General features: G+C 61.7%; 21 protein-coding genes and 1 riboswitch. Of the genes, 14 read left to right on the forward strand and 7 right to left on the reverse strand.

From position 1 onward, the window contains the following. Positions 1–88 precede the first annotated feature (88 nt). From BCY88_RS36795 to speD, 4 genes are all read left to right on the forward strand, one after another. Positions 89–475, forward strand: a complete 387-nt coding sequence (locus BCY88_RS36795; protein WP_120348976.1) for a DUF350 domain-containing protein — start codon at positions 89–91, stop codon at positions 473–475. A 63-nt stretch (positions 476–538) separates the two neighbouring features. Next, complete coding sequence (locus BCY88_RS36800) at positions 539–1549, forward strand: SPFH domain-containing protein (protein ID WP_120348977.1); 1011 nt, start codon at positions 539–541, stop codon at positions 1547–1549. Between the two features lie 9 nt (positions 1550–1558). After that, positions 1559–3121: a DUF4178 domain-containing protein gene (locus BCY88_RS36805; RefSeq protein ID WP_120348978.1), complete on the forward strand. Its 1563-nt coding sequence runs from the start codon at positions 1559–1561 to the stop codon at positions 3119–3121. 165 nt (positions 3122–3286) lie between these two features. Continuing rightward, entirely contained in the window at positions 3287–3676 is a 390-nt protein-coding gene (gene speD, locus BCY88_RS36810) for an adenosylmethionine decarboxylase (RefSeq protein WP_120348979.1), read from the forward strand. 16 nt (positions 3677–3692) lie between these two features. Here speD and BCY88_RS36815 read toward each other — a convergent pair whose 3' ends face one another. The 6 genes from BCY88_RS36815 to BCY88_RS36840 form a co-directional block, all read right to left on the reverse strand. After that, complete coding sequence (locus BCY88_RS36815) at positions 3693–5264, reverse strand: efflux transporter outer membrane subunit (protein ID WP_120348980.1); 1572 nt, start codon at positions 5262–5264, stop codon at positions 3693–3695. Further along, positions 5261–6247, reverse strand: a complete 987-nt coding sequence (locus tag BCY88_RS36820; protein ID WP_120348981.1) for an efflux RND transporter periplasmic adaptor subunit — start codon at positions 6245–6247, stop codon at positions 5261–5263. The genes BCY88_RS36815 and BCY88_RS36820 overlap by 4 nt, the downstream gene beginning before the upstream one ends. Then, a complete protein-coding gene (locus tag BCY88_RS36825) occupies positions 6244–6453 on the reverse strand; it encodes a DUF1656 domain-containing protein (RefSeq protein ID WP_120348982.1) in 210 nt (69 codons plus the stop codon). Before BCY88_RS36825 ends, BCY88_RS36820 begins: the two co-directional genes overlap by 4 nt. 45 nt (positions 6454–6498) lie before the next feature. Continuing rightward, positions 6499–8601, reverse strand: a complete 2103-nt coding sequence (locus BCY88_RS36830; protein WP_120348983.1) for an FUSC family protein — start codon at positions 8599–8601, stop codon at positions 6499–6501. A gap of 6 nt (positions 8602–8607) precedes the next feature. Further along, entirely contained in the window at positions 8608–9069 is a 462-nt protein-coding gene (locus BCY88_RS36835) for a MarR family winged helix-turn-helix transcriptional regulator (RefSeq protein ID WP_120349024.1), read from the reverse strand. 100 nt (positions 9070–9169) lie between these two features. Then, positions 9170–10078: a LysR family transcriptional regulator gene (locus BCY88_RS36840; RefSeq protein WP_120348984.1), complete on the reverse strand. Its 909-nt coding sequence runs from the start codon at positions 10076–10078 to the stop codon at positions 9170–9172. Positions 10079–10301: 223 nt separating this feature from the next. On the opposite strand from BCY88_RS36840, the gene BCY88_RS36845 reads away from it, so the two are divergent. The 4 genes from BCY88_RS36845 (at position 10302) to BCY88_RS36860 (ending at position 14370) form a co-directional block, all read left to right on the forward strand. Continuing rightward, complete coding sequence (locus BCY88_RS36845; protein ID WP_120348985.1) at positions 10302–11363, forward strand: alpha/beta hydrolase; 1062 nt, start codon at positions 10302–10304, stop codon at positions 11361–11363. Beyond that, the gene (locus BCY88_RS36850) at positions 11360–12721 is read left to right on the forward strand and encodes an MFS transporter (protein WP_120348986.1); all 1362 of its coding nucleotides are present in this window, start codon (positions 11360–11362) and stop codon (positions 12719–12721) included. Before BCY88_RS36845 ends, BCY88_RS36850 begins: the two co-directional genes overlap by 4 nt. 42 nt (positions 12722–12763) lie before the next feature. Beyond that, the gene (locus BCY88_RS36855) at positions 12764–13774 is read left to right on the forward strand and encodes an alpha/beta hydrolase (protein WP_120348987.1); all 1011 of its coding nucleotides are present in this window, start codon (positions 12764–12766) and stop codon (positions 13772–13774) included. A 155-nt stretch (positions 13775–13929) separates the two neighbouring features. Further along, entirely contained in the window at positions 13930–14370 is a 441-nt protein-coding gene (locus BCY88_RS36860) for a hypothetical protein (RefSeq protein WP_120349025.1), read from the forward strand. A gap of 47 nt (positions 14371–14417) precedes the next feature. Here the strand turns inward: BCY88_RS36860 and BCY88_RS36865 are convergent, their stop codons facing one another. Next, positions 14418–15092, reverse strand: coding sequence for a histidine phosphatase family protein (locus tag BCY88_RS36865; RefSeq protein WP_120348988.1), 675 nt, complete (start codon positions 15090–15092; stop codon positions 14418–14420). A 98-nt stretch (positions 15093–15190) separates the two neighbouring features. After that, a riboswitch (adenosylcobalamin (AdoCbl) riboswitch) is annotated at positions 15191–15275 on the forward strand. A 54-nt stretch (positions 15276–15329) separates the two neighbouring features. Between BCY88_RS36865 and BCY88_RS36870 the strand changes: the two genes are divergently transcribed. The 6 genes from BCY88_RS36870 to BCY88_RS36895 all read left to right on the forward strand — a co-directional run bounded on the left by BCY88_RS36870 (position 15330) and on the right by BCY88_RS36895 (position 21869). Then, on the forward strand, positions 15330–15551 hold the full coding sequence (locus BCY88_RS36870; protein ID WP_120348989.1) for a CbtB domain-containing protein: 222 nt from the start codon (positions 15330–15332) through the stop codon (positions 15549–15551). 11 nt (positions 15552–15562) lie between these two features. Continuing rightward, positions 15563–16309, forward strand: coding sequence for a CbtA family protein (locus BCY88_RS36875; protein WP_120348990.1), 747 nt, complete (start codon positions 15563–15565; stop codon positions 16307–16309). A 322-nt stretch (positions 16310–16631) separates the two neighbouring features. Beyond that, positions 16632–17819, forward strand: coding sequence for an ABC transporter substrate-binding protein (locus BCY88_RS36880; RefSeq protein ID WP_120348991.1), 1188 nt, complete (start codon positions 16632–16634; stop codon positions 17817–17819). A 57-nt stretch (positions 17820–17876) separates the two neighbouring features. After that, complete coding sequence (locus BCY88_RS36885) at positions 17877–18692, forward strand: VOC family protein (RefSeq protein ID WP_120348992.1); 816 nt, start codon at positions 17877–17879, stop codon at positions 18690–18692. Positions 18693–19242: 550 nt separating this feature from the next. Continuing rightward, entirely contained in the window at positions 19243–21594 is a 2352-nt protein-coding gene (locus BCY88_RS36890; RefSeq protein ID WP_120348993.1) for a DUF6531 domain-containing protein, read from the forward strand. Further along, on the forward strand, positions 21594–21869 hold the full coding sequence (locus tag BCY88_RS36895; RefSeq protein WP_120348994.1) for a hypothetical protein: 276 nt from the start codon (positions 21594–21596) through the stop codon (positions 21867–21869). Before BCY88_RS36890 ends, BCY88_RS36895 begins: the two co-directional genes overlap by 1 nt. Positions 21870–22055 lie beyond the last annotated feature (186 nt).

Below are 22055 nucleotides of genomic sequence, written 5' to 3' on the forward strand. Positions count from 1 at the left end.
CGATTTCTGCGAGCCGTCGATCGGCGCTGCCGGCATAATCAGGGCCGGTAGAAACGGCATGCGCGGCATGCAAAATCCGGGGGAATAAATGGGTGATGCCTTTTCTTATGGGATTCATTTACTGTCGGCTTTTGCGCTGATCCTCGGATTCGCGGCAGTTTACCTCAAGGTCACACCGTTCGACGAACTGGCTTTGATACGCGAAGGCAATATCGCGGCACTCCTTTCCTTTGCCGGCGCGCTGGTCGGTTTCTGCCTGACGCTGGCCTCGAGCATCGCGCACAACTCCACGCTGCTGCTGGTGCTGATCTGGGCATTCGGCGCGATGGTCGTGCAGGTTGCCACTTACGCGTTGCTTACCCGGCTTCTGCCCGGCATGAACCACGCGATCGAAACGCGCAATACCGCTATGGGCGGCTTGATGGGCAGCGCGTCGCTAGTTGTCGGTATTATCAACGCTGCCTGTCTGACCTGATTTCCGTTTAACCCAATTCATACAATTGCCTTATAGGCGGGCGCCTCGCGCGAGGAGTGCACAATGAGTTTCGGATCGTTTATTCGCAAGCAATTTGTCGACGTTTTGCAATGGACGGAAGAACGCGACGGCGTATTGGCCTGGCGTTATCCGATGGAAGACCAGGAAATCCAGTACGGCGGTCAACTTACGGTGCGCGAATCGCAAATGGCGCTATTCGTCAACGAAGGGCGGATTGCCGATGTATTCGGCCCCGGGCTTTACACCTTGACCACCCGCACGATGCCCGTGCTGACCAGCTTGCGCAATTGGGACAAGCTGTTCGAGTCGCCGTTCAAGTCCGACGTGTATTTCTTCAGCACGCGTTTGCAGCTTGGCCGCCGCTGGGGCACCCCGCAGCCCGTCACGATCCGCGATCGTGAGTTCGGGCTTGTGCAGGTGCGTGCATTCGGCATCTATTCATATCGTGTGGTCGACGTGCCGTCGTTTCATCGCGAGATCAGCGGCACGCGCGCGATCTACACCGTCGACGATCTCGAACAGCAGCTGCGCAACCTGGTCGTGACTGCAATGAGCGTGGCGTTTGGAACGGCAGACGTACCGTTCATCGATATGGCCGCGAATCAGGAGCTGCTGTCGCAGCGCATTGGCCAGGCGCTCGCACCGGTATTCGCGCGCTACGGTGTTGCGCTCGATTCGTTCGCCGTGCAAAGCGTGTCGCTGCCTGATGCGCTGCAAAAGACGCTCGATGCACGCATCAGCGTCGGCATGAGCGGCGACCTGAACAAGTTCGCGCAGTACCAGGCGGCGCAATCCATTCCGCTCGCCGCGCAAAACGAAGGCGGCATCGCCGGTGTGGGCGCCGGTATGGCGGCCGGCGCGGCGATCGGTCAGGCAATGACGGGTGCGCTCAACTCGCAGACGCAGGGGCAAACGGAACAACCGGCGCAAACCTCCTCGAACGATTACGTGGAGCGCCTGCAACAACTCAAGACCCTGCTGGACAAGAGCCTCGTTACCGAAGACGACTACGCGAAGGCGAAAGCCGAGATTCTCGCCAAGCTGACGAAATAAACGCCCTCGATGTTCAGTACTTCGTGTCCACAATGCGGCGCACCGCTCGAGTTCCGTTCCGCCGCGGCGGTGATGGCCGTCTGCGAGTCGTGCCGCAGCACCTTGCTCAAACGCGGCGAAGCGGTCGAACGGATCGGCGAGATGGCCTCGGTGTTCGAGGACTATTCGCCGCTGCAACTCGGCGCCACGGGTCTCTACGCGTCGCGTACTTTCACGCTGCTCGGGCGCATCCAGCTACGCTACGACGCGGGCTACTGGACCGAGTGGTACGCCGCTTTCGACGACGGCACGTTTGCCTGGCTCTCCGATGCGTCCGGGCAATACGCGGTTACCACGCAAAAGGATCTTGACGGTAACAGCAGTGCGCTTCCGCCATTCGATTCGCTGAGCCCGGGCGTGCCCTTCGAATTCGGCGGCAAGCGCTATCTGGCGTCGGACATTCGCACGGCGCAATGCGTCGGCGGCGAGGGCGAGCTGCCGTTTCGTGTCGGCGACGGCTGGCAGGCGCGTGTCGCCGATTTCCGCTACGAAGACAGATTCATCACGCTCGACTATTCCGATGCGGATCAGCAGACGGGCAAGCCGGTGGTGTACGAGGGCGAGTCGGTCGAGTTAGCCTCGCTCGCCTGCCAGGGGTTGCGCGACGAAGCGCAGATTCGCGAATCTGCCGGTCGTTATCGGGGCGAGCTTGCGGCATTCACCTGCCCGAGTTGCGGGGCATCGCTTGATTGCCCTGCGGGCGTGGCGAACTACGTGATCTGCGGATCGTGCCATGCGGGTGTCGATTGCAGCGCCGAACAGGCCACGCTGTTTTCGAAGAAGCGCAGCGTCGAGGCCATCGAAACCGCGCTGCAGCTGGGCGCGAGCGCCACGTTCGATGGCGCGAAATATACGGTGCTCGGCTTGATGCGCTGCCGTACTCCTGACGCCGAATCCAGCTGGGACGAATATCTGCTTCACAACCTCGAACGCGGTTTTCTGTGGCTCGTGCATAGCGAAGGCAACTGGGAACGTGTCGATGTGTTGAACCGTTGGCCGATGATCGGCCAGGACGGTCAGGTGCTCGAAGCTGGTAAGACCTACCGTGAGCGCGAGCGCTACGACGCCGAAGTCATGTACGTGGCGGGCGCGTTCAATTGGCGGGTTCAGGTGGGCGACAAGACGTCGATTACCGATTTCGCGTGGCGCGACTTCAAGATGACGCGCGAAACCACCGCCGATGAAATCGTCTGGTCGTGCGCAAAGCCTTTGAGCAATAGCAAGGTAGCCGAACGATTCGGCGTGCCGGAACTATCGGCCGAAACGGCCGGCGGACGTGGGGCCGAGTCCGCGAGCGGCAGCGTGACGGGAAAAAGCGAAGGGCCGAGGAAAGGCGCGTTCGGTCCGTGGCCCTGGATCGCTACTGTCGCAATGGCGTTCATCAACTTCAACAAACTGTTCGAATTCGACGGTTCGACGGTGCTGGTGATCGTCGGCATGGTCGCATTGTGGGCGCCGGAGTGGATCTGGCGCGCCGTGCATGAAGACTCTCATGTGTCGCGCAAGGGCGCGTCACGAAGCACGTCGAGGTAAGCGTGAGACAGCTTTTATACGTGCTTTACGCGCTCGTTGTGATTGTCATGTTCAGTTGCACATCGATGACCGGAAACGGAGGCGGCAGCGGCGGTGGCGGCTATGGCAGTACGTCGGCGCGCAGCGGTTATTCATCATATGGGGCGCATAAGTGAGCGCACTGCCATGACATCCATGCCCACTCCACGCGAGGCCTGCGGCTCACATGTGCTGGCGGATCTGGGCGGAATCGCTGCGGCGTTGCTGCGTGACGCCGTGGCGCTTGAGACGATTCTGGTGAACGCGGCGGGTGCCGCTGGGGCACGGGTGCTATCGGCGCATTTTCATCACTTCGGTGGCGAACATGGCGTGACGGGCGTGGTCCTGCTCGCGGAATCGCACATTACCATTCACACGTGGCCTGAACATCGCTTTGCCGCGCTCGATATTTTCATGTGCGGCAAGGCGCGTCCTGAAGAGGCGGCCGCGCAGATCGCACGTGATTTGCAGGCTGAACTGCAAAACGTGCGGACCTGCGAGCGCGGTTTTCGGGTTGCCGGGTCTTCGCCGCGCTAAAGCGTCGTAAACCCGGTCAGGGTGCTTTGGCGGCTGCCGTGGGCATGGCCTTGGCCGGTGCTGCGGCAGCGGGCGTTGCGGAGGTGGGTCCGGCGGTAGACCCTGCGTTAGACCCCGTATTAGACCCAGTCACCCCCGGCGCCGTCTGCGTATCGGTTTCCCACCCGCCGCCCAGCGCGAGGAACAGGTTGACCTGATCGATCGCCACCTGACCTTCCGCGGCCGCCACCTGAGACTTCGTCGAAGTCAGCGTACGCGTCGCATCCAGATCCGAAATGAACGACTCGCGCCCGGCAAGGTATAGCCGATGCGTTTCATCCGCCGACTGGGCGGCCGACTTGAGTGCGGCACGCAATGCGTCGGCGCGCATGGTGTCGGACGCATAGGTCGCGAGGCTGGTTTCGGTTTCACGCAGCGCGGTCAGCACCACGCCGTCGAACTTCGCCAGCGCGACGGTGCTCGACGCCTGCGCTTCACGCACCCGGCCACGCGCGCCGTTCGTCGGGAAGGTCCAGCTGATCAGCGGGCCGAAAGCCCAGCGCGCCGTGGGCGACGTGCCGAGATCCTCCAGAACGCCCGTCAAACCCGCCGATGCACCGATGCTCACGCTCGGATACAACGCACCCGTCGCCACGCCGATACGTGCGGTCGAAGCCGCCAGTTGACGCTCGGCCTCGCGCACGTCCGGACGGCGCTTGAGTAGCGCGGCGCCGTCGCCGATTGGAATCGGCTGACGGATTTGCGGCAGCGTGTTGCAGGCCAGCACGGCCGGCGGCAAATCGGACGGTGCGCGTGCGAGCAGCGCCGCGAGCCGGTATTGCGCAATCTGGCGGCGCGCCGTGTAGCGGGGAATATCCGCCGCCAGGGTATCGACCTGGGTCTGGTTGCGCGTCACATCGGGCTGATTGCCGCGACCCGCGTCGCGCAGCCGGCGCGACACGTCCGCGCGCTGCTTCTGCAATGCCAGGGACTGCTGCGCGATTTTGAGTTCCTCGGCGGCCGAGCACTGGTCGACATAAGCGCGCACCACATCTGCGACCACCGTGATCCGCGCGAGATCGCCGGCCGCCTGCACCGCTTCCGTGTCCGCCGACGCCGCCTCGACACCACGCCGCAGTTTGCCGAACAGGTCGATTTCGTACGAGATGCTGATACCGATGTCGCCCTCATTGACGACCGGCAGCTTCTCGGTGAGCAGATACTGCTCGGCGGATTCCTGCGCGCGTTCGATGACTGCCGACGTCTTGCCGGAGAAACCGCCCTGCGCCTGCGCCACACCCAGCGCTTCACGCGAACGCGCGAGGTTAGCCGCTGCCACGCGCAAGTCGGTATTCGATTGCAGCGCTGCGTCGACGAGGCTGTTCAGCACCGGATCGTCATAGAGTTTCCACCAGATCGCGGGCACGTTCTGCCGCGTGGTCAGCCGGGCATCGGCGCCTTCGATCGGCGCATTGGCGAGCGGAGCATTGACCAGTGCCTGCTTCGGCAGCGCGTAGTTGGGGCCGACGTTCATGCAGCCGTTGAGCGTGAGCGCCAGCGGCAAGAGCGGCAGCAGCGGTAATAAGGGCAGGGCGCGCGACAGCTTCATTGCGATGCGCCCGAGGTGGCGGCAGCGGACGCCGGTTGAATAGCTGAGGTGGCCGAAGCCGCCGAAGCATCTACTGCACCCGAGGCGCCCGTAGCCGGGTGCCGCTTGCCGCTCAGTGACAAATCGAGCACCGACACCGTCGCCGTGCGTCCGGCGATCATGCGGAAGTCGGCAGGGACTTCGTCGAGTGCAACGCGCACGGGAATCCGTTGCGCGAGACGCACCCAGCTGAACGCCGGATTCACGTTGGGCAGCAGATTCGTTCCCTGCGTGCGGTCGCGATCTTCGATCCCGGCGACGATGCTTTGCACGTGACCGCGCAGCACCTTCGGTTCGCCCATCACCTGGATATCGACCGGCTGGCCGATGTCGATGCCGCGCAGCTTGGTTTCTTCAAAGTAACCGTCGACACGGAACGAATGCATGTCCACCACCGCCAGCACCGCGCGGCCCGCGGAGACGAATTCTCCGGTGCGCGGCGCGCGGTCGTTCAGATAACCGTCGACCGGACTCACGATTGTGGTGCGTTGCAAATTCAGCCTCGCGGTGTCGATCGCGACATTCGCATCGGCCAGCGCGGCCTCCGCCGTTTCGACACGCGAGCGGCTTTCTTCAGCCGTTTCCACCGCGACGAGATTGCCGAGCTTGCGGTTGCGCGCGTCTTCGCGGCGCGCCTGATCGAGGGTGGCGCGGCGTTGCTCCGCGGTGGCCTGGGCCTGACGCAGCGCGAGCGCATAGCGGGCCTGGTCGATCACGAACAGCACCTGGCCTTGCTTGACCTGCTGGTTGTCGGCTACTTCGACCGACGAGATCAGCCCCGAGATATCCGGCGCGACCTGGATCACGTCGGCGCGCACGTGGCCGTCGCGGGTCCAGGGGGCGAACATGTAATAGGCGACCAGTTTCCACAGCACGAAGGCTGCAACCACGACGACGATCAGGGTCAGCAGAATTTGACCGAGGGAGAACCAGGTTTTTTTCACGTTATTAGTCTGTGCGAAACGACGACGACAAGGCCCAGCACCAGCACATAGATGCCGAGATCGAAGATGGAACGGTGCCAGACGAAGCGGTAAAAGCCGACGCGCGCGAGCACCGTACGAATGACGAGGTTGATCAGATAGGCGATCAGCATCAGCACGAGCACGGCCGGCACGAACACGCCGAAGATATCGATTTCACCGATCATCGCGGGGGCTGGCAAAGGGTTGGAGGGGGTGGCGGAACGGGCGCATCAGGCAGCGGCCTCCGGTTCGGGCGGCGTGGGTGTGATTAGCGTGGCCGGAAACAGCGAAAGACGCAAGCCGACCAGTGCGTGCAAGGCCTCGCGCAAGTGGCGCGCCGAGGTTTGCGAGGTCGGGCCGGGCGCGCCGGCATTGGCGAGTCCCTGTGTCGTAACGCGCGCCACCGCTGTGTCGATCGACGACATCAGGCTCTCGGGCACCGGTTGGCGCGCGCGCTGATCGACGCAGGTTTCGAAGTACTGGCGCACGTCTTCGAGGACGTGATCGATTGCGGCCGGCGCTTCGCCGCCGAGCTTGCGGGTCAGGCGGCGCAGATCGAGCGCGTTGAAGGCAATGCGCAGATCGCGAAAGCTTTCGATCGACGGATGGCGATGGTCGTCCGTGGCGGCAAGGCGCGGGATCAGTTGCATCAGACGGTCGAGCATGCGCGCGGCGAGGTTGCGCGGGTCTTCGATGGTTCGGGTGGAAGCGGTCAGCGCCACGTCGGCCCAGCTCGAGCGCAACAGCCGGGAGGCCGCGAGCTCGGCGCCGAACGGCCTCGTTACGCGGGTCCACAGATAGGCATACAACAAGCCTGCGAGACCCGCGAGATTGCTGTTCAGGAAGATCAGGAAGTCGGCCGAGTAGGCATCCTGAATGCTGATGAAGGTGGCGGTATTGACCGCCACCAGCACCGTCACCATGTTGAACGCCGGACGCGGGATCAACGTGCCGACGAGGATGAACGGCGCGGCGAACAGGATGACCAGCATCGGGAAATCATGCACGTGTGGCAGCACGGCGAACAGATAGATGCCGGCGGCCACCACGCTGATCGCCGTGGCGACGAAGAACCTGAACACCATGGGCGCGGGTTCGTCGAGCGCGGCGAAGAAGCAGCAGGCAACCGCTGCCAGCGTCACCGCACTGGCGCCGTCTGCCCAGCCTGAACTGATCCACAGACTGCACGCAATGATCACCGCGGCGCCCGCTGAAACCGTTGAAAACAGCATGATGCCGCGGTCGAAGAACCGTTCGGTGCCGCCGAGCCGCCAATGCCGGAAACGTGGCCGCCACGAGCCTTCTTCGCGCGTGATGATGATGCGCAGCGAGCGGCAGTCCTGCCAGACGTCGATCACCTGTTTCATACGCCATAGCGCGTTCGAAAGCAGCGCGCCGTTCCAGCTTGCCAGCGCGGCCGGCGGCGGCTGCATCGCGGCGATGCGCTCGCGCAAGGCATTGGCTGCCGCGTCGGGGTGATAGCCCCCACTGGCTGCGGGAAGGGGAGCGTTGAACCACTTGGTGACGTCGTTGAGCAACGCTTCGAGACCTTCTGGCCAGGTTTGCCGGCCGCTGTTATAGAGGGCGAGCAGCGGATCGGCCAGCGCCGACATCATGGGCAGCAGCAATTGCATGCGCCCGCGCAACTCATGAGCGCGGGCCAGGATATCCGGCCGGGTGTGGTCGTAGGCAAGCTGGCTCAGCAGCAGTTCAAGCCCGTTGATCGTGGTGGCGATCCGTTGACGGGCCCCCGAAATCGCCGCGCCCGCAATACGCCCGGACAAGGTTTCGGTCGCATAGAACGCGGCGTCGCGAAACCACGCGTCGGTCCGCTCGATAATGGTGGGCGCGAGCCGGCTAGGAAACAGCGAACTGCCGACGATGCTCGCGCACACAATGCCGAGCGTGATCTCTTCGGTGCGGCTGATTGCCAGATCGAACACGCCGCCCGGATTGGTCACCGACGGCAATGCGATGATCGGCATGGTGTAGGCCGCCAGCATGAACACGTAGCTGCGCGCGGTGCGGTCGGCCACCGCCAGATACAGCAACGTGCCGGTCCACAACGCGACGACCACGCTGAACAGATACGGCGATTCGACGAACGGTGGCACCAGCAGCACGGCGGCCGACGCGCCGAGCGCGGTGCCGAGCGCGCGATAGAGCGCCTTGGAGCGGGTTGCGCCGACAAACGGATTCGACACGATGTAAACAGTGGCCATCGCCCAGTAGGGGCGCGGCAACTCGAGTGCGAGCCCGATATAGAGCGCAATCATCGCCGCGGCAAACGTCTTGACGGAGAACAGCCAGTCGCGGATGGAGGGGTAGGCCATAAACCGTTACTCGGGATCCCTGGCGTTGTGTGCCGCCGCTGTGTCGGCCGTGAAAGCGGCCAGCACTCGCAAGGTCGCTTCGAGATCGCTGCGCGAGATGCCTTTCAAAGCTTGCGCCCGCAGCGTGTTGAGCTCTTCTTCCATTCTGGCGGTGACGGCGCGGCCTTCTTCGGTGAGCACCACCGTCTTGGCGCGGCGGTCTTCGGGATCTTCGTCGCGGCGCATCAGGCCGGCCGCGCACAGCTGATCGAGCAGCCGCACGAGCGAAGGTCCTTCAATACCGATGTGATCGGCCAGCGTAACCTGCCGCACCGCTTCACCGAGCCGGCTGGCGGTGAGCAGCGGCGTGGCGCACGCTTCGGAGACATTGAAGGCCGCCAGCACGCCGTGGCTCGTGCGCCGCCATTTTCTGGCAGCGACGACCAGGGTGCTGCTGACGGTGCGGCGCAGGGCATTGAGATTCGACATGGCCGACATTGTATTGCCTAAATATTCGTTAGCAAACTATTGAATCGGGGATTTTTTGTGACACACGCTTTTGTGGCGCTGCCATGAGAAGCCGGCGTATTCAGCCGTGAACGCGCGCCTTCACCAGTTCGATAAAGCGGGTCGCCGCACTATTGCGCAGTCCCGCTGGGTAGGCAAGATGCAGCGGAGCACTCAACTTCGCGGGATTCTTCAACGTGCAATATACCGTGCCCACCTGGTCGTAACGTTGCATCGATGCCGGCACCAGTGTGACCCCCAACCCCGCTGCAACGAGATTGATGCCCGACACCATGCGCGGCACCTCGCGCGCGATCCGCGGTGCGAACCCGGCTTGTCTGCAGGCCGCCAGAATGTCCGCATACATGCCGGGTGCTCCCGGCCGGCGCACCAGAATGAAGTCCTCGTGCGCCAATGCCTGCAACGACACCTGAGGACGGTTTTTGCCCGCTCCCTTCAGCAATGGATGCCCAACGGGCAAGACCACCACCATCGGCTCGTCGAGCAATAACTCGAAGGCCACGCCCTCGCGCGCATCGACCGGCTTGCGGAGAAACGCGGCCTGGATCTGCCCCGCGGCCAAACGCTCGATAATCTCCGCCGCGTTGAGTTCGGCAAGTTCCACGGCGACCTCGGGACACACCGCGCGAAAGGCCCGGATCGTCTCTGTCGTGAAGGGATGGAACGCAGCCGAACTGGTGAGGCCAATCGAGATCGTGCCGAGTTCGCCGCGCGCAATCCGGTGCGCCTTGTCCACCGACTGCTGCAACTCCAGCAGCAAGCGTTGGGCGTCTTCCGCGAAGGCCTGCCCCGCGGGCGTCAGGCTCACGCCACGTGGCATGCGCACGAACAGCTCGAAGCCGATCTCTTCTTCCAACGTTCGAATTTGCTGCGAAAGCGGCGGCTGTTGCATCGCCAGCCGTTCGGCCGCACGCGTGAACTGGCCTTCTTCGGCAACCGCCAGGAAGTAGCGCAAGTGGCGAAGCTCCATGGTGTTCTGTCTCCTCGATCGTGTTCAGCGTTCGGCTCATTGCCATATTTTATGGATATGGATAGTGCCTGAAACAGGTATTTTACATTTACCATATCCGCTCCTACGATTTCATCCATCGCGTCGACAATATCGGTTTTGAGTGTTTGAGCCTTTCAACGACGGATTTGACGATGTGCCGCGTTCAAGACGGTGCACAGTAAAGTGATCAGGAGCAAGCTGGATGACATTCAATCTTTCTCGACGCATGGCGCTGGAGTGCGTGGCAGCTGGCGCCGCCATGCTGGCCTTGCCGGCACAACCGGTATGGGCGGCGAATCTAAAACCTGTCGCGACGATCTCGGATACCCGGTTCACGATCGACACGCCGCAGGGGCAAGCTGAGTTTCCGCTGTATCTGTCGAAGGATTGGACGGTTGCGCAACCGCAGGTCACGCGCGCAGTGATCGTGGTCCACGGTAAATTGCGCAACGCGGACGTGTATTTCCGCACCGCGCGGAATGCACGCGAGGCCGCGCACGCCGACCCCGACAGCACGCTCCTCGTCGCGCCGCAATTCCTCGCCACGCTCGACCTGCGCGTGCATGACGAGCCGGCCGATCTGCTGCGCTGGAAGGGCGATGCGTGGATGGGCGGAGAAGCGGCTCGGGGGCCGTTGCCCATCAGTTCGTACGCGGTGCTGGACGCGATTGTCACGCGTCTCGCGGATCGCAAGCTGTTTCCGAATCTGCAGCACGTGGTGGTCGCAGGGCATTCCGGCGGCGGCCAGGTCGTGCAGCGCTATGCTGTGGCGGCGCGTAACATCGACGTGCTGACCCGTGAAGGCATCGACGTGCGCTACGTGGTGGCGAACCCATCCACGTATGCCTATTTCGATGCGCAACGGCCGAACGCGCAAGGTGTCGCGGCGCCGTTCGATGCCGCGCAATGCACCGACTTCAATCAGTGGAAATATGGCATGGACAATCGGCCGCCGTATCTCAACGACCGCTCACCCGCGCAACTCGAAGCGGCTTATGTGTCGCGCCGGATCGACTACCTGGTCGGCGGCGCGGACAACGATCCGCAGCAAAGCGCGCTTGACAGGAGCTGCGCTGCAGAAGCGCAAGGTCCGCAGCGCTTCGCGCGCGCAGAAGCGTATTACCGGTACATCCAGGCGCGTCATCCGGAAGGTTTGAAACAGAGCCTGCATATCGTGCCGGGCGTCGGTCACGACGGCGCACGCATGCTGACGTCGGTTTGCGCATTGTCGGCGATGTTCGACACTAAGGGATGCGAGCAATGAACGAGGCGAGCTTGAATCGGCATGACGGTGCACTGTCCGTCACGGAAGCATCGAACGATCTGAGCCCTTCGATGGTGCGACGCGCGATCTTCGCCTCGGTGCTCGGCAACGGGCTCGAGTGGTTCGATTTTCTGATCTATGGCTACTTCGCCAAGATCATCGCGCAGGTCTTCTTTCCTGGCGGCAGCGGCTTCGTGTCGATCATGCTGACGCTCGCCACGTTCGCCGTCGGTTTTATCGTGCGGCCGATCGGCGGCATTCTGCTCGGCATTTACGCGGACCGGGCGGGGCGGCGCAAGGCGCTTTCGCTGCTGATCATCTCGATGGCGGCAAGCACGCTGTTGATGGGTCTCACGCCGGGTTATGCCAGCATCGGTATCGCGGCGCCTTTGCTGGTGGTGTTCGCGCGGCTGTTGCAGGGCCTCTCGGTAGGCGGCCAGTTCGCGACGGCCTCGGCGATGCTCGTCGAGTACGCGCCGCCGCATAAGAAGATGTTTTACGGCAGCTTCAACATGTCGGCGCAGGCGTTTGCGTTGCTGCTTTCATCGGGTGTCGGCTATCTGCTCACCACGCAACTCACGCATGAGCAACTGGTGGCGTGGGGCTGGCGCCTGCCGTTTCTGTTTGGCGCGCTGGCCGGACCGTTTGGTTTCTACATCCGGCATCGTGTGGCGGAGTCGCCGGAGTTCGAGCGCCTGCTCGATCAGCAGGACAAGCCGCCGCGCGTGACCGTGCGCCAGTTCTTTCGCGACAATGGCGACGCGGCGATCTGCGCGATGGGTGTGATCATTATCGGCGCGGCGACAAATTATGTATGGCATTCCTATCTGTCGGTTTATGTCGAACGGCAACTGCATTTGCCCTTGTCCACGGCGCTGCTCGGCGCGTTCGTTTCCGGCGTGTTGAATCTGTTCCTGTTTCCGTTGTCCGGCAAGCTTGCCGATCGCTATGGCGCATACCGTCTGTTCTATCCAATCGTGATCGCGTGGATGGTGTGCGTGTATCCGCTCTATCATTTCGTCGTGACGAATCCGACGCCGGGGCATCTGTTCATCGCGCAGATGGTTGCCACGGTATTCCTCGCCGCCATGTCCGGTTCGCACCCGGGCATGCTGGCGACCTTGTTCCCGGTGCGCAGCCGTTCGGCGGGCGTGGCGCTGTCGTACAACATTGCGGTGACGCTGTTCGGCGGCATGGCGCCGCTCACCATTACCGGTTTGACGCATCTGACCGGCAGCAGTCTGACGCCGGCTTTCTATCTGATTTTTGCCGGTTTCGTATCGTTGGCGATGGTGTATTTCACGCGCTCGGGACGTGAGCCACGCGGTGCAGCCGCGAAGTTCGCCGCTCGGCGTTAGCCGTCACTCGCCAGATTTATTGGATTGACCTGAGCTTATTGCATGACCCAGCCTTTGATCACAGATGACGAACGCGCGCCGAATGAACATCCGGTTGCGGTTGTCGCCCATCAGCATCTGCGTGTTGAGACGCGAGCGGGCAACGGCACCGTGCCGGTGTTCGCAAACGGCAACTGGCTTGTGCCGCTGCCCGGCGTCAGGCGCGCGGTGATTCTGATTCACGGACGCTTGCGCAATGCGGACGCGTACTTCGATCTCGCACAGCGTGCTTGCGCGCTGGCCGGTGGCGATGCCGCCGAGACGCTCTTGATCGTGCCTCAGTTTCTGGCGAGTGCGGACGTCGGCGCGCATGCGTTGCCGGCGTCTACGTTGCATTGGGAATGGACTAGCTGGATGGGCGGTGAAAACGCCGAAGGTCCGGCGCCGATCAGTTCCTTCGATGTCCTCGATACCATTCTGCAGACGCTGGCGTCGCGCGAGCAGTTTGCCGGGTTGACTGAAGTGGTGATCGCCGGGCATTCGGGCGGTGGTCAGGTGGTGCAGCGTTATGCCGTGGTGACGCGAGGTGAGGCGCCGCTCGTGGGGTGTGGAATCGCAGTGCGCTATGTGGTTGCGAATCCTTCGTCGTATGTGTACTTCGATGCGATGCGGCCGACCGCATCCGGCGAATTCGTGGCGTTCGATCCGGTGGCGTGTCCGTCTTTCAATCGCTGGAAGTATGGGCTCGATGATTTGCCTGCTTATGCTTCGAATGGCGGAGGTCCTGGTTTTGCTGATGCGCTCGAATCGTTATATGTGCGCCGCGATGTCACCGTGCTGCTCGGCGGCGCGGATTGCGATCCGCGGCATCCGGCACTCGATCGTTCATGCGCCGCGCAGACGCAAGGCGAAAATCGGCTGGCGCGCGGACTAACTTACGCGCGCTATATGGCGTTGCGGCACCCCGAGGCGGCGAAGCATCGGACGTTTGTGATCGACGGCATCGGGCACGATGCCAAGGGAATTTTTGCGTCGCCGCATGGGCTGGCCGCGTTGTTCGGCGCTGCTTCCTGAAACCTTCCGGTGTGGTTCGACATTCGCATCCAGGATGAGCTGCGAGATTCATTACGAGGCGCGGTCCGGGACGTGCGGCGTACATGTGTTTCGAAGCGTCATGGGCACGAATCGTGCTGCCACGATATGGCCACCTTTCGAAGGACTGCGCCGACATGAACAAAACCCGAACCCTGGCCGTTGTGATCGCCGCTCTTTCGCTGAGCGCCTTGCTGCCGTGCAGCGCGAATGCCGACGATGCGCCTAGCCCGTGTGCGTCGCTCAAACGGATCGTCGCGGCGGCGCCGGGAGGTTTGGCCTCGTTGACGCCGGACGACGGCAAAGGTGTTGCACAACCTTACGGCGACGACGCGCTATGTTCGGCGAGCCATGGCAGCTATCAATGCACGTGGACGCCGCACCAGGACGCCGGTTCCGCCGCGGACGCGTTGCAGGCCGTTGCCGCCGATATCGCATCGTGTTTGCCGGACGCGACGCATGACCAGAATTCGCCAGGACGCCAGCACTTTTATCTTGGCACGCGTGCGAGGCGGACCGATATCACGTTGACGCGGGCCGGTTCGAACAAGCTGAGGCTGCTCGTCTCCGGCAAGTGAGCGGGTACACGCGTGTCAACGCGGTTTTTCTCGCGCGACCGCCGCTGTTACTGTGACGCCGGCCACCAGGTCCAGCCACGTCGCGAGTGTCGCAACTCGACCATCGAAAGCGGTGCGATCTCAATGCGCGGAAAACTTGCCGGCGATGCGCCGAGCACATGAACAATGGCGGCCCGGATCACCGGCGCATGCGTGACGGCGATGACATTTTGCGTATGGTGCGGCGCGCTGCGTGTCCTTGCGCTGCTGGGCGCGTGATTGTTTGCGCCATCCGCTCCATCGCCTGACGCACTGTCTTTTGCATGGATCATGCTCTTGCTCAACTCATCGTCGAGCGTATCGAGCCACCGTCCTATCCGCTTCACGAGTTGACTGAATGATTCGCCGCCGTGTGCAGCGGCGTCGGGATCGTGCGTCCATGCGGCGAGGTCTTGCGGCGCTTCGACGGCGAGATCGGCGAGGCGGCGGCCATGCCAGCGTCCGTAATCCAGATCGGTCAGTCCATCGTGGACCGTTGCGGCGAGACCCAAGGCCGATGCCGTATCGCGCGCACAAACGGCGGGGCTGACGAAGACCACGACGTCGTCCTGAATCGACAGACGCGCACGCGCGGTGCTTGCCTCGGCGAGGCCGCGTGCATCGAGCGGATCGTCGGCGGGAAAGCGGGCCGCGCGCATTGCCGCGGTCGACGCGTGGCTGATCAGTAACAGCCGTATGTCCATTCGGTTCATTTCCATAGAGACCAGGTCAACGCGGAACGCATGCGATGCAGGCTGCGCATTACCGGGCGGCAAAGTTTAACGCGTAGAATAGCGGCACTGCGAAGCACGGAAGCCGGTGAGAACCCGGCGCGGTCGCGCCACTGTAATCGGCATCACGAGCCGAAAGCCAGACCCGAGCTTCGCTTCATTCCTCTTCAATCGACTATCGGGGCGCGTAACCCCCAGGAGATGTCCACTATGTCCAACGCTGTTTTTGATTCCGCGACGCAACCCGTTGCGCAACCCACGCCGATTCCGCTGCGTGAACTGCTGCCTTGGGTCGTGTTCGGCGGCTTGCTGCTGTTGCTCGCGATTTATTTCGTTGGTGCGGAAGAAGGCGCCACCTCGCTGGTGCCAGGCATGTACGTGCATGAGTTCGTACACGACGGCCGCCATCTGCTCGGCTTTCCCTGCCACTAACGGAGTCGAACATGGTTGGTAAATTATTGGTGCGCGGGATGCTTGCAGGCATCGCCGCCGGATTGCTCACGTTCGGCTTCGCCAGACTGGTGGGCGAACCGCAGGTCGACCAGGCGATTTCCTTCGAGGAAAAGGCCGATGCCGCCAAAGGCGAAGCGCCCGAACCCGAGCTGGTGAGCCGCGAAACGCAAGCGGGCCTGGGACTGTTGACGGGGGTGGTGACCTATGGCGCCGCGTTTGGCGGGCTGTTCTCGCTGGTGTTCGCCTTTGCGTACGGCCGCGTCGGTGCATTGAGTGCGCGCGCGTTGTCCGCATGGCTTGCGCTTGGCGCGTTTATCGCGCTGGTGATCGTTCCGAATATCAAGTACCCCGCAAATCCGCCGTCAGTGGGCGACCCCGAGACGATCGGGATGCGAACCGGCTTGTTCTTCCTGATGATCGCGATCTCGCTGGCTGCTTTGGTGTTCTCGCTGAAGGTACGGCGCCGCGCGGCGCTGAAGCTCGGTGCGTGGAATGGCTCGATCGTGGCCGGCGTGGTGTTCGTCGTGATCATTGCTGCCGTGCAGTTGTCGATGCCGGTGATCAACGAAGTGCCGGCTGCCTTCCCGGCCGTGCTGCTGTGGAAATTCCGCGTCGCGGCAATCGGCATGCAGGTGATCATGTGGACGACCATTGGGCTGCTGTTTGGCGCCCTGGTTGAGCGAAGCAAACTGCTGGGCCCCGCGAACCGCGGCGTGGCGAAGTCCGCTTACCTTTGATGTATGACGGCGGGACCGCGTCAGCCGCGGCGAAGCCGCTTACTTATTGACGCCCCAGGCGGGACCGCGTTAGCCGCGGCGAAGCCGCCTACTTATTGACGCCTTGGGCGGGACCGCGTTAGCGGTCCCGCCGACGTGCAGCGTAAGAGAAGCCAAATACATCAAGTACTTGGCGCGCTTGCCAGAATGTTATCCACAGGCTTGCGAACATTTTCTGTGGACAAGTTCTCCCGCAGCATAACGATATGCGAATCGCTTGGTTGCCCGAAGCCGGGGCACATCCGACACTCACTCCAATCTCACGCAAACCGAGCCTGGAGCCATGTCGAATACGTCAAGCCCGCGCCCATCATGGGCCACCCAGTTCACGGCACTTCTGCTGCTCGCCGCATCGGCAATAACGGCGACAACGACAGCCGTGGCCGCACCGCCTTCAGGCGAGCCGATTCTGATAGGCGTAAGTGGCCCGCTAACCGGCCAGAACGCGCAGTACGGCGCGCAATGGAAGGCCGGCTTCGATCTCGCCCTGGATGAAATCAACGGCCACGGCGGCATCAATGGCCGCCCGCTGAACTATGTCTTCGAAGACAGCCAGAGCGACCCGCGCCAATCCATCACGATCGCGCAGAAATTCGTCAACGACCCGCGCATCCTGATCGAACTCGGCGACTTTTCCAGTCCGGCCTCGATGGCCGCCTCGCCGATTTACCAGCACGCCGGCCTCGTGCAACTCGGCTTCACCAATTCTCATCCGGACTTCACCAAGGGTGGCGACTACATCTGGAGCCCCTCGGTCAGCCAGGCCGATGCCCAGCCGTTGCTTGCCGATCTCGCCGTCAAAACGCTCGGCCTCAAGCGTATCGCCGTGCTCTATCTGAACACCGACTGGGGACGCACCAGCAAAGACGTCTTTGTCAAAGCCGCCGACGAACGCGGTGCGCAGGTCGTCGCGGCCGAAGGCTATCAGCCGACCGAGAAGGATTTCCGCGCGACACTGGTACGGGTGAGCGCGGCGAACCCGGATGGCATCGTGCTGATTTCGTACTACTCCGACGGCGCACAGATCGCCCGCCAGGCGCGGACGAGCGGCATCAACCTGCCGATCGCCGCGGCCAGCTCCGTGTATTCGCCGAAATTCCTCGAACTCGGCGGAGCGGCCGTCAATGGCGTGGCGACGAACACCAGCTTTTTCCCCGGCGAATCCGGACCGGAGGTGCAGAGCTTCGTCAAACGTTTTGAAGCGAAGTACCACTGCGAGCCGGACGCGTTCAACGCTTACGCGTACGACGCCGTCATCATCGCGGCCTACGCGTTGCGCGCCGGTGGCCCTGAGCGCAAAGCCGTGCGCGATGCGTTGCCGAAGCTGCACGACATTCCGAGCGTCGTGTTCGGCAAGGCCAATTTCGATCCGGCGACGCGCCGTGTAATCGGCGTGAAAAACATCAACGTGGTGGTGAAGAACGACAAGTGGGCCTTGCTTGAGGGCAACGCAACGGTTGCGCAGAAGTAGGCGTCCCAACGTCCGTCGAACCATCCGATCATTCACGCCATTCAGACCGCTTTCGCCATGAGCCTTTTACTCGATCACATCGTGATTCGCGTCCACGACCTGACGCAAACCATAGAAGATTTCACCGCGCTTGGTTTCACCGTGCAACAAGGCGGCACCCATGCCGATGGCGTGACGCACAACGCGCTGATCGGTTTCGCCGACGGTAGCTACATCGAACTGATCGCTTTCTTGCAGGCGGCGCCGCAGCGCCGCTGGTGGGACGTGGGGCAGCGTCACGGCGATGGCTTTGTCGATTACGCCCTGTTGCCGTCGAGCGTGGGCGCCGTGATCGACGCCGCGCATGGACGCGGGTTGCAATACGACGGTCCGCAGGCCGGTGGGCGCGTGCGTCCGGATGGCGCGCGGCTCGAGTGGCAAACCGGCCGGCCGCAGACCAGCGACTTGCCATTCCTGTGCGGGGATATCACGCCGCGTGATCTGCGTGTGGCGGAGGGCGCCGTGCGTGAACATGCGAACGGCGTGCGAGGCGTCGCGAGTTTGACTGTCGTGGTGGAGGATTTGAAGGTGAGCGTGCAGCGGTATCGGGCCTTGCTTGGTCTTGGGGCGGCTGAGGCACGGCCGGTCGCGTTGCCGGGACTGGGGGCGGTGTCGGCGACGGTGTCGATCGGCGATGTGTCCGTCGTGCTGTTGAGCCCCGTGCATGTCGATGCCGCGAGCGTCACCGCGGAAGGCGCTGCGCTGCGCCGGCAACTCGCCACGCGTGGGGAAGGGGTGTTGGGAGTTGCGCTGCGGGCTGACGGTCGGGCTGAGTCACGGGTGCTCGATCGTGATCGTACGCATGGGGCGTGGTTTGAGATCGTGGCCGGGTGAGGGGGTTCGCCTTTCGCCTGTCAGCGCGCAGGGCCTAGGAACGTATTTGTATCAATGGCTTGGGATCGTTGTGGGGGTGTTATCCACAGGCTTGCGAACAAAAACTGGGGATAACTTTGAGGCCGCCCTTCGGACGGTTGGTCGTTCCGTTTTTGCCTGTTCTTCACAGGCCTGTTGTTTTGGAATCGTGCTTTAAGTCGCGATTCGTCTCGTAGCGCTTTCTTGCGTTACTAGTCTTCTCTTCGGGCAACGTACTGCGTGGCCCGCTCTATCTCCTGCCGTTCCTTCCCGCCCGCATTGGCTTGTCTGCGAGCATCCAATCATTTCCGCGTATGCATACCTGGCGTTCGGCCTTCTGCTTTTCTGATTGCAAAGCGTTGATGACTGACGGAGCTTTGCATCATGCCCTACGAATTGCGTCGGAGGTTGGACGGTAGCGTTTGAGCCGACATAAAGAAAATACAAATTTAGGAATTGTCGGATAGCCAGGGCCTGAAGGCTCCTTATAGGGTACTTGGGTTTCAAGCAGGTACAACTAATAAGGATAACTATGAAAAACAACAAATTTCACAGAGGAAGGGCAGCCACAGCGTTCCGTTTACTGGCTGCGTTCATGCTGCTCCCGGTCGCGCTCGGAGCAGGCGCGGACGACTGCTTCACGCTTTACGCCAAATCCGGAGCCACTCAAGGTTCGCCAACCTGCAAGATTGACGTTACCAGCAATACGCCTGGCGGGATGGGTAACTACGCCTGCATCAATAATCTTGCTCTGATCGAGCAGTGGTGCAATTCAACCGACAATCCGACTGATGACTCCTGTCCGGTGGCAGACCCGGTGTTTCCAGCAAACGGTAACGTCATTGTTTCCGAAACTGATTTTGCTAGTGGTGACACATCTCCACTTGTCTTTAAGCGAACCTATCTCTCGAAGCCCTACGACAAAACGCAGACAGCGATGGGTGGTTACTGGGTCAACAACTGGCAACGCAGACTTGATCTGTCGGCGGTCGATACGAGCACGCCGAAAATCGCTGCCTATCGGGGTACCGGACGACCTCTGATATTCAAGTTGATTGACGGAGCGTGGGTCGTGCCAGGAACCGCCGGTCTTTCCCTGACGAAAGCTGGCGACGGGTACTTCTACCTCAAGGACGAACGGCTTGGTACGACGGAAGCCTACTCGGAAGCTAACGGTAAGTTTTACTCCGAAACGACTCGCACGGGCTTTATCCGGAAGGCGATGTATGACGGCAAGCAGCGGCTGTCGGTGATCGCCGAATGGCCGGCCGATAACGTTGTAGCGGAAACAGTGACGTCAATTCGTATGGAATATGACGACAGTGGCCGTATCGTTACGCTGGTGGATCCTTTGGGAATGCCGACATCCTATGCTTACGACGGAAAGGGCAATCTCGTTTCGGTAACCGCACCCTATGACCACGTTCGTCAGTATCTGTACGAGGACGCCCGCTTTCCAAACGCATTGACCGGCATTAAGGACGAATCCGGCTCACGGATTGCAACGTGGAGCTACGATTCCAGCGGACGTGCAATCTCGGTCACCCATCCCGACACGACACGGAATGTGTCGCTCAGCTATCTTTCAGGGACGACGACGCTCAGCGACATGTCCGGCACCACGACGTATTCGTTCGATGTCGGAGACACGTTGCGCCCTCGAACTATTGCTACGCCAGATGGCGCGGTATCGAGAGCGTGGGATACGGCAGGGAATCTGAAGCAGAGGCAGACGCCCGACGGAGGTGTCCAGTACACGTGGGACAGCGTCAACCGGCCAACGAAGGCAATTGCAACGATTGCTGAAAACAGGACCGTAACGACGGTCGAGTATGCCGACGCTAGTTCGTTGCGTCCGCATCTAGTTGCGACCCCGGGCAAAATCCGTGCGTTTGTCTATGACGCGCAAGGCAATGCCACGGGCTACGCAGAGGTCCAAACGACTGACCTTACGGGCGAACAGGGGATGCTGGCGGCCGCGACTGGCAGCAAGATGACGGTGGGCGCTAGCTACGATGGAGCAGGCCGTCTCCTGTCCGCGACGGTCATCCAGGACGGCCAGAAGCTTGAGGACTGGACCTATGCTTACGATGAAAAGGGCAACATCGCGACGACGAAGGATGCCGTTTCGGGTTGGACGATGCGAACGCTTGAGCGTAACGCCGCGAACCGTGCGACACAAATAGCAGGTAACAGCGGTCAGGCAAGCATTGCTTACGACGAGCGTGGCCGCGTAAAGTCGTTTCAGTACAACGAACCGGCAAGTTTGGTAAACGGCGGCCTGTCCCGCGTACTGGCAGTCGACTATGAGTATGCTGCGAATGGCGCGGTGTCGTCACATTCAGCGAAGGTCTCAACGAATGGAGCGTGGTCGCAGCCGATCAGCGACGCTGAGCTAGGCGTGTGGCTGACCAACTGGGAGTTGGGCAATGATCCTGTTGCACCACCCCCTATGCTCACGGGAATCAAGGCTGATGCCAGAGCCTTCGTTCCAGATATGTGCGTTGAATGTTATGTGGCGTGGAAAGCGAAGTTCACGGGGAAGCTTTTCGGTAGCGAATTGAGCGAAACGCTTCCGAAGTGGGGCGAGACAACGGAACTGATGCTGAGCGATCAGTCGCAGATTCCTTATCCTACTCTTGTGCCGGATCTGACCAGTTCTGCGAAGAGATCAATGCTTTATAGCGCTCTTTTTGGAGCAGCGAGCGGTGACGGGGGAATGGTAAAGTGCGGTGGGCGTGAAGGCCATGAGGCTGCATGTCATGCAAAGTATGAGGTCGACCTGGATTTTTGCATCCTGGCAGCCAAACCGAGGGGCCAGCGAAACTACGCTCTATGTAAAGAGAACGCGTTCGACAGATATCAACAGTGCAGGGGATATTAATGGTTAATCATCCGCCGTATACCGTAGTCCTGACCTATACCGATGATCCTCGGCAATTGACGATACAAGCAGTGGATTCCAGCTTAGTGGCTCCACTCGTCGCCGGAAAAATGGAAGTGCCATTTTTTTTGGATGACGAGGAGTTCAGGTTTGACGACGAATTGGCCCGGCAGCTTGGGGTCGCTATGCTGAATCTGATTGCAGCGGGCAGGCCTGACGTCAAAAAATACCTCACTCTTACGCAGCATCCAATCGACAGACCGTCAGAAGAGTAACAAATTGGGGGTAAGCGCCTTACGATCAACGTTTGGTCATGCCCCCGAGGCGGCGGAAGCGGCGCCGCTGATACTCGAAGGCGAAGATGCAACTGTCCCCTTTCACGATCGTCCGACGGAGCTGCGCGCGCCGTCGCGGTCATTCAGAAACAGTCGGTGAAATCGGGGCGGCTGTTTCTCACTGAT

It is taken from the genome of Paraburkholderia fungorum (assembly GCF_003610895.1).
Lineage (GTDB): Bacteria > Pseudomonadota > Gammaproteobacteria > Burkholderiales > Burkholderiaceae > Paraburkholderia > Paraburkholderia fungorum_B.